Source organism: Streptomyces rectiviolaceus (assembly GCF_039533825.1).
Classification (GTDB): domain Bacteria; phylum Actinomycetota; class Actinomycetes; order Streptomycetales; family Streptomycetaceae; genus Streptomyces; species Streptomyces rectiviolaceus.
Window position 1 is genome coordinate 19,447 of record NZ_BAAAUG010000031.1, and the last position, 11,519, is coordinate 30,965.

Below are 11,519 nucleotides of genomic sequence, written 5' to 3' on the forward strand. Positions count from 1 at the left end.
ACGCTGCGCGTCACGCACTCGTTCCAGGACCGCCTGGGCTGTGTGGTGGCCACCGGGGCGAGCGGCGAGGAGGCGGAGCGGCACGCGCTGGACGCCGCGCGGCTGATCAGGATCGAGCTCGAGAACCAGACGGCAACGCACGAAGCATCGGAAACAGAAGGGGTCGGGGGACGATGACAGACCGCACAGGAGAGCAGGCCTTCACCAGAATTCCTCGGTGGACCTGGCCCACCGCCCGCGAAGAGGGCACCGGGCGGCACCGGACACGACTGCCCGACGAGCTGCTCCGGGACATCGACCGGACCGCCGCCGAACTGGGCGCGACCCGGCGGGAGCTGCTCCTCGCCGCGCACGCCAGGGTCATGGCGAGCGTGTCCGCCGAGCGTGGCCTGCTGATCGGGTACGTCGCGGAAACCGGCCGCCCGGCCGCGCCGCTGCGCCTCGCCGTCGACGACTCCAGCTGGGCCGAGCTCGTGACGCACGCGGCCAAGGCCCTGTCCGACACGCACACCGCCGAGGCGACCCCCGAGGCCGTGATCGACCTGTCGGGCCTCGAAGCGGGCGCCGCGGTGAGCAAAGCCGCAGGCGATTCCGCAGGTGCGGCGGTGAGCAAAGCCGCAGGCACTTCCGCAGGTGCCGAGGTGAGCAAAGCCGTAAGCAAAGCCGCGGGTGAGGTCCTGCGGGTCACCTTCGCCCACGCCGGCGACGGAGACGGAGACGGAGACGGAGACGGCCTCGACCTCGGCATCGTGTACGACCGTGCCGAGCTGGACGAGGAGTACGCGCGCCGCCTGGCCGACTACCACCTGGCCGCGCTCCGGCACCTCGTGGCGGGCCCCGCCCAGCTGCACCACCGCCAGAGCCTGCTCTCCGCTTCGGAGGTGGAGGCCCAGCTGCACGGCCTCGCGGGCCCGCGCGTCGAGCTGGGGGAGCGTACCTTCGTCGACCTGTTCGAGGAGCGCGTACGCAGCGCCCCGGACGCCGTCGCCGCCGTGCACGGAAGCGTCCGCCTGACCTACCGCGAACTGGACGAGCGCGCCAACCGCGTCGCCCACACGCTCCTCACCGCCGGCGCAGGCACCGAGGATGTCGTGGCCGTCGCCATGGACCGCACCCTCGACTGGATCGCCGCCGCCCTCGGCGTCTTCAAGGCGGGCGGCGTCTATCTGCCCGTGCGCCCCGACTTCCCCGCCGACCGCGTCGCGGCCCAACTGGAGCGCAGCGCCTGCGCGTTCGCGCTCACCGAGCCGGACAGCGCGGCCCTGATGCGGGAGGCTTCGGCCGCCGTGCCCGCCCCGCCGGTCCTGCTCTCCGTGCCTCAGATCCAGGCGTCCGGTGTCCCCACCGAGGCGCCCGGAGTGACCCTGACCCCGGGGCAGGCCGCGTACATCTACTTCACGTCCGGCTCCACCGGAGCCCCCAAGGGCGCCCTGTGCGAGCACGCGGGAATGCTCAACCACCTCTTCATGAAGATCGACGACATGGAGATCGCGGAGGGCCCCGGCGAAGTCGTCACACAGACCGCGTCGCAGTGCTTCGACATCTCCCTGTGGCAGTTCGCCGCGCCGCTGCTCACCGGCGGCAGCGTGCGCGTCGTGGACACCGCGCTGCTGCTCGACGTCAGCGGCTTCCTGGACGAGATCGTCGACGGCCGGGTCACCGTCGCGCAGATCGTCCCCTCGTACCTGGAAGTGCTCCTGACCCACCTGGAGCAGCACCCGCGGCCGCTGGGCGCCCTGCACACCCTGTCGGTCACCGGCGAGGCGCTCAAGTACGACCTGGTGCAGCGCTGGTTCGCCGCCTACCCGGACATCAAGCTGGTCAACGCCTACGGGGCGACCGAGGTGTCCGACGACACCATGCACGAGGTCCTCGACGGGGTGCCCGAGCGCGACTTCGTGACCGTCGGCAGGTCGCTGCGGAACGTCAACACCTACATCCTCGACGAGAACCTGGCGCTCGCGCCGCTCGGCTCCCCGGGCGAGATCGCCTTCTCCGGGGTCGCCGTGGGCCGCGGCTACATCAACGACGAGGAGCGCACCCGCCAGGCGTTCGTGCCCGACCCGTTCCTGGACGACACCAGGATGTACCGCACGGGCGACTTCGGGCGGTGGCTGCCCGAGGGCCGCATCGAGTACCTCGGCCGCAGGGACGAGCAGGTCAAGATCCGCGGCTTCCGCATCGAGATCGGCGAGATCGAGAACAAGCTGCTCGCCCTGGAGGGCATCCGCGAGGCGGCCGTCGTCATCGACGGCGGACCCGGCGAACTGCGCAACCTCGTCGCGTTCTTCGCCAGCAACGAAGAGCTGCCCGCCGAACGGGCGAGGGACTTCCTCGCCGGGCTCCTGCCCGACTACATGGTGCCCACCTACTTCCACCAGCTGGAACGGCTGCCGCTCACCGAGAACGGCAAGGTCGACAAGAAGGCCCTGATCCGCCTCGCCGGCACCCTCGGCCACGGCGGCGCGACCTACGCCGCGCCGAACACGCCCGGCGAGCAGCGCCTCGCGATGCTGTGGGCCGAGGTCCTCGGCGCACCCCTGGAGCGCATCGGCAGGGCCGACAACTTCTTCGAGCTCGGCGGCACCTCGCTCGCCGCGGTGCGGCTCCTGGTCAACATGGACCGGGCGCTCTCCCTCAAGGACCTGGTGGCCCACCCGGTCCTCGCCGACCTCGCTGCCGTACTCGCCGAACGCGACAGCGCGGGCGGCGCCGCCGCCGCGGACACCGCGGGGCTGCTCCAGTCGCTCTCAAGCGTCCGCAACCCGCACCACACGCTGGTGTGCTTCCCGTACGCGGGCGGCAACGCCGTCAACTTCCGCTCGCTGGCCGCCGCGTTGGAGCGCGACGGCATCGCGGTCCTCGGCGTCGAGCTGCCCGGCCACGACCTGGTGGGCGACGACGAGCCACTCGCGGACATCGACGAGATCGCCCGCAGGGTCGCGGACGAGATCGGCGAGCGCGTCACCACGCCGGTCCTGCTGTGGGGCCACTGCGCGGGCGCCGTCACCGCCCTGGAGACGGCGCGACGCCTCCAGGACAAGGGCCGCCCCGCCGAACGGGTCTTCATCGGCGCCCTGCTCCTGGAGGACACCGAGGCGCTGCGCGCCGAGATGGCCGAGGTCGAGACGGCCGACAACCGGGCCGTGCTGTCCCGGCTGCGCGCCGACAACGCCTACGTGGAGCTGGACGAGCTGAGGCCGGAGCGCGCCGACGTGGTGGGCCGCGCCTACCGCCACGACGTGCTCACCACCAACAGCCGTCTGATCCGCATCCGCGAGGACGCCGAGCCGTACGGCATCGGCGCCCCGGTGGAGGTCGTCCTCGCGCAGGACGACCCGTCGACGGAGGGGTTCGCGGACACCTACGGCGACTGGAAGGCGGTGTCCGACGTGGTCACACTGCGCGTGCTCGCGGAGGGCGGCCACTATTTCGTCAGCACGCGCGCGCAGGAGACCGCGGCACTGATACGAGGAGGCACGGCGTGAGGACGATCGGCACGCTCGCACCCGGCGCCGGATACCGCCGCGTCGGGGCAACCGGGGTCAGCGCGGCCTTCGGGACGTTCGGGGAGCTGCTCCAGGGAGTGCTGCCCGAGGAGGACGGGGACTTCCTCGTCACCCTGCCCGTCGCACGCTGGGCCATGGCCAGGTTCGAACTGGACCCGGACTCCGATGTGCTCGAGGTCTGGCCGCCGCACAAGAAGAAGGCCAAGCGGCTCACCGCCATGATCATGGAGGATGTGGCGCGTCCCGCGGGCGGGGTGCTGCGCATCGACAGCATGCTCCCCGAGGGCAAGGGCCTCGCCAGTTCGTCGGCGGACCTGGTGGCCACCGCGCGTGCGGTGGGCAACGCCCTGGGCGAGGAGATGCCGCCGCGCCGCATCGAGTCCTATCTCGCCAGGATCGAGCCCACCGACGGGGTGCTCTACCCGTCCGTCGTCGCCTTCCACCACCGCAGCGTGCGGCTGCGCGCCCAGCTCGGGTCGCTGCCCTCGATGGCCGTGGTGAGCATCGACGAGGGCGGCGCGGTGGACACGGTCGACTTCAACAGCATCCCCAAGCCGTTCACCATGGCCGACCGGCGGGAGTACGCCCGGCTTCTGGACCGCGTCTCGGGCGCCGTGGCCCGCCGCGACCTGGCCGAGGTCGGCGCGGTGGCGACCGCGAGCGCGCGGATGAACCAAGTCCTGCGCCACAAGCGGTCGTTGGAGCCGATGATCGACATCTGCCGCGAGGTGGGCGGGCTCGGCGTGGTGGTCGGGCACAGCGGCACCACGCTCGGGGTCCTCCTGGACACCGCGGCGCCGGACTGCCACAACCAGCTGGCCGCGGCGGCGCAGGCGTGCCAGGAACTCGCGGGCAACGTCACGGTGTACCGCACGCTGAGCTTCGACTGACAGCGGCGCACACACAGCAGAAGGGGCCGCATCCGGAAGTCCGGATGCGGCCCCTTCTCCGTACGCGGATGAGGTCAGGGGCGGAAAGGTTCGCCGAGGCCCACCAGGATCTCGCGCTCGCCCTGGTAGGGCTCGCGGCTGTGTGCCATGCGGATGTTGTCCACCACCATCAGGTCGCCGCGCTGCCACGGCTCACGGACGGTGTGCTGCTCGTACACCTCGTTGATGAGGTCCACGGTCTCCCGGTCGAGCGGGGTGCCGTCGGCGTGGAAGGTGTTGAACGGCAGTCCCTCCGGGCCGAATTCCTGGGTGAGGAACTCGCGGACCTCGGGGGCCATCGTCCACTCGTTGAGGAACGCGATCTGGTTGAACCAGCAGTCATCGCCGGTGCCGGGGTGGGTGACGACGGCCGGGCGCAGCTGCCGGGTGTGCAGGCCGCCGTCCGCGTCCCACCGCACGTCGATGGCGTTGCGCGCGGCGTACTCGTCCACGGCCTTCGGGTCGTCGGTGCCGAACGCGTCCTGCCAGGGCAGGCCCACCAGCGGGTTGAAGTGCCGGGTGAGGAGCCAGCCGTCGCGCCGGAAGGGCTCGGTCAGCTCGGCCGGCAGGTCGCGCAGGACCGCCCGGGTGTCGGCGAGCGCCGTCACACCGCCCCGCGTCGGCGGGGTGAGGCAGGCGAAGGCCATCAGGCCCGGCACCTCGGCGGCGTAACTGAGCTCGTTGTGCATGCACATGGGCTGGTCCGCGGGCCAGTGCGAGGAGGAGTGCACGCCGTCGCCGTGACGGTCGCGGGGGGCGAAGCCCTCCCGCTCGGTGACGGCCTCTCCGATGACCTGGCGCAGGGCGGCGCTCGCCGCGGCGCGGCCGTCGAGGCCCAGGCCGCGGACGAGTACGGCGCCGTGCCCGGCGACCGAGGCGCGGATCTGGTCCAGGTGGCCGGTGAGCCACTCGGCGGCGTCGGCGGGTGGGGTCGGCCCGGCGTCGAGACGGGCGAGGGAGGTGGTCGTGGGTGAGGTCATGCGAGTCTCCAACTCTCCGGCAGGGAAGGGAAATGCGCCCGCGCCAAGGGGGTGGCGCGGGCGCAGTCTGAGGGTCAGGCCATCGGCCTGCGGAAGGCCCGGACGGCCAGGGTCGAGCCGACGACGGTGATCAGCAGGCTCGCGGCGAGCGCGGACCACACCTCGGTGCCAAGCGGCTGGTCGAGGGCGAGGCTGCGATTGGCGTCCATCGCGTACGACAAGGGGTTCACGGTGGCCAGTACCTGCAGCCAGTCGGGCAGCCGCTCCGCCGGAACGAACGCGCTGGAGGCGAACATCAGCGGAAAGGTCACCAGATAGCCCGCGCTCTGCATCGCCTCCGAGTTCCGCAGCCACGCCCCGAGCGCGAGGAAGACCCAGGTCATCGCCCACACCACGACACAGGTCAGGGCGAGCGCGGCCAGCATGCCGAGTACGCCGCCGGCCGGGTCGGCGCCGAGGAAGACGACGGCGACGACCAGGAGCATCGCCAACTGCCCTGCGGTGCGCAGCAGATCGGCGAAGCTGCGGGCGAACAGCATCAGCGGGGCGTGGATGGGCAGCGTACGCAGCCGGGACACGGCGCCGTTGTCCATGTCGCGGACCAGGCCGATGCCGGAGGCCACGGCGGGCCCGATGCCGGTGGTCACCAGGAGGGCGGGCAGCAGGTAGTCGATGTACGAGATGTCGTCGGGCAGTTGGCCCCGGTCGACGATGGCGCCGAAGACCTGGCTGAGCAGCACCAGCATGAACACCGGCTGCAACATGCTGAGCAGGACGGCCTTGCGGTTCGCGAAGTGTGCCCTGACCGAACGCCCGGTGAGGATCCGCAGCTGCACCTGCGGGCTGCTGCCCCGCCAGCGGAGCTCCGGGGCGGAGCCGGCCGGCAGGGGCGATGGGCTGGTCATGGGGTTCCTCCGGAGTCGTAGGTCCGCTGCACATGGGAGAGCGCGGCGAGCAGGTCGGTGGATGTCAGCGAGGGGCGGGACGGCGCCGCGGCGCGGCCGATGGGCAGCGCCCCGGTGTCCGACCAGCGCAGCCGGCCGTCGTTGTCGATGAAGCTCCTGGTCCGCCCGGCGTTGTCGGGATGCAGACAGAAGGGGATGTCGAGCAGTCCGCGGCGGAACGCGGCGATCAGCGCCTCACCGATGTCGTCGTGCAGGCCGAGGACGGTGTGGACGAGGGCGCGGGCCTCCTCGTACACCTCGGAGTCGGCGATGTCGGGCAGCGGCGTGGCGTGTGCGGCGGCGGCCGCGGCGCCCGCGGCGACCTGCAAGGCCTCCACGTTGTCCGCGATCTTCGGGATGTGGTGGGCCTCGGCCGCGGTCTTGACGATCAGGCGGGCCGCGCCGGACTCGACGGCCAGGCGCGCGGCCGCCGAGAGGAGGTTCAGGGCGCCGGGGCGCGAGTGCGGGTACACGCCCATGTAGGCGTAGAGCACGATGTGCCAGTCGACGCCGGGCAGGAGCTCGCCTGCAAGCCGCCGCAGCGCGGCCACCGCCTCGCGGTCCTGCTCATGGCTGGTCTGCTGGGCGTAGCTCAACGACACGCTGCGCAGGCCGTGTTGGGCGAAGAAGGCCCCTTCGAGGGCGCTGATCGCGATGAGCATCGAGGGCGGGCAGAGCTGCCCGAGCATGCAGCCGCCGAAGCTCTCCAGGTGCGGAGTGGCGGCGGTGGTGGCCTCCGCGAGCATCGTGCAGCCCGACCGCCAGGCGGCCACGGCGTCGGCGAGGCTGGTGCGGCCGTAGGGCAGGCAGTACGACACCGGGCCGCCCTCGGTGGCGTCGAGCCCCAGCGAGAGCAGCCGCTCCACGACGTGTTCGGGGCGGGGCGAGCCGTGCCGGACCTGGACGGGGAAGTCCGCGTCGAGGATGCCGTCGAGCAGCGTGTGGGTGGTGGCGGCGGGGTGCGTGCACAGCGGATAGCCGTTGAGGGGCACCCCCTCGTCGACCGCCTTGCGCGCCGCGGCCAGGTCCCGCACGCGCGTGTAGCTGTCGAGGGTCAGGGTGCCCACGGTGAGGGCGTCGGCCGCGCGCGTCGCGGCAAGGCCCTCACGCATCAGCCGCGGATCGCTGAAGCCCATCCGCGGCTGCACCACGAGCGTGCCGCGCGCGTGGGCCCGCGACACGAAATCGCCGAAGGACACCGGGCGGAAGGGCCCCGGCGTCACGACACCGCTCGGGCGGGCACCCGGGCGGCGGCAAGCACCTGGAACTCCGCGAGGTCGCCGTCGTCGAACACCCGGTCGTAGCCCGCCGCGGTCAACTGGCGTACCAGGCCCACGTTGCGCAGTCCGTCGGTGCTCAGCTTGCCGCCGATGACGATGGTGGTCAGGGCCAGCTCGGGGCGGGCGCGCAGCGCGCGGATCAGCCGCAGTCCGTCGTTGAAGCCGTGGCCGTTGACGCTGCTGACGACGATCAGTCCCGGCTGTACGTCGATGGCGTTCTCCACCACGAGCTCGTCGGGCGGGCAGGGGCCGAGATTGGCGACCGTGTGGCCCATTTCCTCGAGCAGCAATTGCAGGAAGACCAGGTTCCAGGTGTGCGAGTCGGAGGACGTTCCCGTCACAAGAACGGAGGGAGATTCGGTGCCGTGTATCGAATGCATGAGAATCCCGGATTCACGAAAAGGGGGCACGAACAGGGGTCACGAACAGGGGTCACGAAAGGAGGGGGTGCCAGAAAGGTGGCAGGCCTCCGACTTTACTGGCAGGAAGGCCCTCCGAACGCGGTTCCCGCTGGCCGGTACTGGCCTCGCGGAGCCCGAAGGACCGTGCGGTACGGGTGGTTTGACCCGGTTGCGGCCGGGGGCAGGGGTACGTGGTGCAGTTTGCTGTCATTCGACTTCCCGGCCCAGGAAGCCCCCTGTAGAAAGTCCCACAGTGCCGGATCGGCGCATGAACAGGAATATTCGAGAACGCGAAGGGCAGGGCTTCGAATATGGCGGAGACAGTCACCGCCCCCAATGTCGTCGCGATACTTCGGCGGCATGCCGAAGAGCGGGCGGAACAGCACGCGGCGGCGTTTGTGACCGACCCCGACCGAGAGGACGGAGCGCGGTGGCTCACGTACGCGGAGCTGGACCGTGAGGCACGCTCCATCGCGGTACGGCTGCGGGAACACGTCGCTCCCGGCGACCGGGTGGTTCTCCTGTACCCGGCCGGACTCGCCTTCCTGACCGCGTTCTTCGGCTGCCTGTACGCCGGCGCCGTCGCCGTTCCCTCCTCCCTGCCCGGCCGCTACCGCCACGAGCGGTACCGGGTGAAGCGCATCGCGGACGACGCGGGCGCCACGGCGATCCTCACCGACACCGGCACCCGTCCGGACGTCGAGGAGTGGATCACCGAGGAGGGACTCGACCAACTCCCCCTGCTGGTCACCGACGACGGCGCCGGGCCGGGCCCGGACGGCTGGGAAGCGCCGCCCACCGGCCACGACACGCTCGCCGTGCTGCAGTACACCTCGGGATCCACCGGCGATCCCAAGGGCGTGATGATCAGCCACGGCAATCTGCTGCACAACACCGACAACATCGCGCGGCGGCTCGGGCTCGACGCCACCACCCGTGGCGGCGGCTGGATCCCGCACTTCCACGACATGGGCCTGATGGGCCTGATGATCCCGCCGCTGATGCTCGGCTCCGCCACCGTCCTGATGAGCCCGAGCACCTTCCTCAAGCGCCCCCACCTGTGGCTGCGCATGATCGACCGCTTCGACGTCTTCTTCTCGGCGGCGCCCGACTTCGCGTACGACGTCTGCGTGCGGCGCATCACCGACGCGCACATGGAAGGCCTCGACCTGTCCCGCCTGCGGCACGCCGTCGACGGCTCGGAGCCGGTGCGCGCCGCCGTCCTTGAGCGCTTCCACGCGCGCTTCGCCGCGGCCGGGCTGCGCGCCGAGACCCTCTCGCCCAGCTACGGCATGGCCGAGGCGACCCTGTTCGTCTCCGGTGCCATCGACACCCCGCCGGAGGCCCGGACGGTCTCCGCAGAGCGGCTCGAACGCAACGAGTTCCGCCTCGTCGCCCCCGGCGAGTCCGGCCGCGAGGTGGTCAACTGCGGGCCGCCGACGGGCGCACAGGTGCGCATCGTCGAGCCGGAGACCCGCCGCCCGCTGCCCGACGGGGGCGTCGGCGAGATCTGGCTGCGCGGCGACGTCATCGGCCAGGGCTACTGGAACCGCGAGGCGACCAACGAGGCGGAGTTCCGGGCCACCACGGCCGACGGCGACACCGGCTACCTCCGCACCGGCGACCTCGGCGCCCTGTACGACGGCGACCTCTACATCACCGGCCGCATCAAGGACGTACTGAACCTGCGCGGCCGCAACCTCTACCCCCAGGACATCGAGCACGAACTCCGCGCCCAGCAGCCCGAGTTGGGCAACCTCGTCGGCGCCTGCTTCGCCGTGCCCGGACAGGGTGCGCGGGCCGAGGACGAGGTGCTCGTCGTCACGCACGAGGTGCGCGGCATCAAGGACCCGGAGCGGCTGCGCGAACTCGCGTCCGGGATGCGGCTCACCGTGGCCCGCGAGTTCGGCGCCCCCGTCGGCGCGGTCCTGCTGCTGCGGCCCGGCGGCGTGCGCCGGACCACCAGCGGGAAGATCCAGCGCTCGGCGATGCGGGAGCTGTTCCGCTCCGGGGCGCTCGAGCCCACGTACGCCGACTACGAGCAGAACCTCCTCGCGGAGCCCGTCGCACCCGCCACCGCGGGGGCCCCGGCATGACCACCGCCGTTCCGCGCAGCCCTGCGCCCGCACAACCGGCGTCGGCCACCCCGGCTTCGGAGCTGACGGCGCTGCTCGACGGGCTCACGGGCCCCGGGCAGCCCTTCGCCGCCGAGACCCTCGCCGCGCTCGACCGCGCGGAGGCCTTCCCCGAGGACGCCTGCCGGGTTCTGGACGAGTTCGGCCTGCCCCGCTATTACGTTCCGGCCGAACACGGCGGCGCCATGGACGACTTCAGCGTCGTCATGCAGCTCCTGCGGGGCGTCTCACGCGTCGACCTCACCGTCGCCGCCGCGCACGGCAAGACCTACCTGGGCGCCGTGTCCACCTGGATCGCGGGCGATCCCGAGCGGGCCGCACGCCTCGGACGCCGGATCATCGACGGTGCGGTCGTGTCGTGCGCGCTGACCGAACGGCACCACGGCAGCGACCTGCTGGCCGGTGAGGTCGTCGCCGAGCGGTCGGCCGGCGGCCGACGGCTCTCCGGCGAGAAGTGGCTGATCAACAACGTCACCAGGGCCGACCTGGTCACCGTGCTCGCCCGCACCGACGAGGCCGGCGGGCCGCTCGGCTTCAGCCTCTTCCTCGTCGACAAGGAGCAACTGGAACCCGGCCGGTACACGGACCTGCCGAAGGTGCCCACGTACGGCATCCGCGGCGCGGCCATCGGCGGCATCGCCTTCCACGACGCGCCGCTGTCCGACGACGCGCTCGTCGGCGGGACGGGGCAGGGCGTCGAGATCATCCTCAAGTCGCTGCACGTGACCCGCACCGGATGCGTGGCCATGTCCCTCGGCGCGGGCGACCACGCGCTGCGCCTGGCCGCCGAGTTCACCGCACGCACCCGCACGGAGAGCGGCCACAGCCTGGCCGAACTCCCCGCCGTACGACGGGAGTTGGGCGAGGCGACCGCGACCCTGCTGCTCGCCGAGGCGACGAGCCTGGTGGCGGTACGTTCCGTGCACGCCCTCACGGGCGAGATGAGCGTCGTCTCCGCCGTCGCCAAGGCCTCGGTGCCCGCGTACGTCGACGATCTCATCGCCCGGCTCTTCCACCTGCTCGGCCCGCACGGCCTCGCGGGATCCGGTGACCCGCACGGGGAGTTCGCCAAGGTGGAGCGCGACCACCGCATCATCGGCATCTTCGACGGCAGCAGCCTCGTCAACCGCAACGCCCTGATCGACCAGTTCGCACGGCTGGCCCGCGCCTACCGCAAGGGCCGCTGGGACGCGGCGGGCCTCGCCGCGGCGACCACCGCGCACACCGCGCCCGGGCCGTTCAGGACCGAGTCCCTGAACCTGATCTCCAGCGGTGGCGCGTCCGTCGTCGCGATCCTGCCCGCGGCCGCCGCCAAGGTGCGGCAGCTCGCGGACGACGGCC

9 protein-coding genes are annotated in these 11,519 nt (G+C 72.0%); 5 read left to right on the forward strand and 4 right to left on the reverse strand.

The genetic code is table 11. The features are described from left to right. The first annotated feature begins 3 nt into the window (after positions 1 to 3). Genes ABD378_RS44160 through ABD378_RS10550 form a run of 3 tightly spaced genes read left to right on the forward strand, consistent with a single transcriptional unit; the run spans position 4 to position 4,399 of the window. A complete protein-coding gene (locus ABD378_RS44160) occupies positions 4 to 177 on the forward strand; it encodes a hypothetical protein (protein WP_425583830.1) in 174 nt (57 codons plus the stop codon). After that, entirely contained in the window at positions 174 to 3,488 is a 3,315-nt protein-coding gene (locus ABD378_RS10545; RefSeq protein WP_344520331.1) for a non-ribosomal peptide synthetase family protein, read from the forward strand. Before ABD378_RS44160 ends, ABD378_RS10545 begins: the two co-directional genes overlap by 4 nt. A gap of 5 nt (positions 3,489 to 3,493) precedes the next feature. Further along, on the forward strand, positions 3,494 to 4,399 hold the full coding sequence (locus ABD378_RS10550; protein ID WP_386546789.1) for a GHMP family kinase ATP-binding protein: 906 nt from the start codon (positions 3,494 to 3,496) through the stop codon (positions 4,397 to 4,399). Between the two features lie 74 nt (positions 4,400 to 4,473). Here the strand turns inward: ABD378_RS10550 and ABD378_RS10555 are convergent, their stop codons facing one another. The 4 genes from ABD378_RS10555 to ABD378_RS10570 form a co-directional block, all read right to left on the reverse strand. Further along, positions 4,474 to 5,418 (reverse strand): TauD/TfdA family dioxygenase, encoded by a 945-nt coding sequence (locus ABD378_RS10555; protein ID WP_344520334.1) that lies wholly within the window; start codon positions 5,416 to 5,418, stop codon positions 4,474 to 4,476. A gap of 74 nt (positions 5,419 to 5,492) precedes the next feature. After that, positions 5,493 to 6,323, reverse strand: a complete 831-nt coding sequence (locus tag ABD378_RS10560; RefSeq protein WP_344520335.1) for an ABC transporter permease — start codon at positions 6,321 to 6,323, stop codon at positions 5,493 to 5,495. Beyond that, positions 6,320 to 7,561: a methylaspartate mutase gene (locus ABD378_RS10565; RefSeq protein ID WP_344520336.1), complete on the reverse strand. Its 1,242-nt coding sequence runs from the start codon at positions 7,559 to 7,561 to the stop codon at positions 6,320 to 6,322. Before ABD378_RS10565 ends, ABD378_RS10560 begins: the two co-directional genes overlap by 4 nt. A 20-nt stretch (positions 7,562 to 7,581) precedes the next feature. Continuing rightward, a complete protein-coding gene (locus ABD378_RS10570) occupies positions 7,582 to 7,983 on the reverse strand; it encodes a cobalamin B12-binding domain-containing protein (RefSeq protein WP_344520337.1) in 402 nt (133 codons plus the stop codon). Positions 7,984 to 8,354: 371 nt separating this feature from the next. Here ABD378_RS10570 and ABD378_RS10575 point away from each other — a divergent pair, with 371 nt between their 5' ends. Both ABD378_RS10575 and ABD378_RS10580 read left to right on the forward strand, forming a co-directional pair. Next, on the forward strand, positions 8,355 to 10,139 hold the full coding sequence (locus ABD378_RS10575) for a fatty acyl-AMP ligase (protein WP_344520338.1): 1,785 nt from the start codon (positions 8,355 to 8,357) through the stop codon (positions 10,137 to 10,139). Further along, on the forward strand, positions 10,136 to 11,519 hold a 1,384-nt coding region (locus tag ABD378_RS10580), incomplete at its 3' end, for an acyl-CoA dehydrogenase family protein (RefSeq protein WP_344520339.1). The genes ABD378_RS10575 and ABD378_RS10580, both read left to right, overlap by 4 nt.

Bases quoted from the DNA above. Each gene is read 5' to 3' on its own strand.
- ABD378_RS10555 (WP_344520334.1), bottom strand. From the start codon at position 5,418: ATGACCTCACCCACGACCACCTCCCTCGCCCGTCTCGACGCCGGGCCG.
- ABD378_RS10575 (WP_344520338.1), top strand. From the start codon at position 8,355: ATGGCGGAGACAGTCACCGCCCCCAATGTCGTCGCGATACTTCGGCGG.
- ABD378_RS10545 (WP_344520331.1), top strand. From the start codon at position 174: ATGACAGACCGCACAGGAGAGCAGGCCTTCACCAGAATTCCTCGGTGG.
- ABD378_RS10560 (WP_344520335.1), bottom strand. From the start codon at position 6,323: ATGACCAGCCCATCGCCCCTGCCGGCCGGCTCCGCCCCGGAGCTCCGC.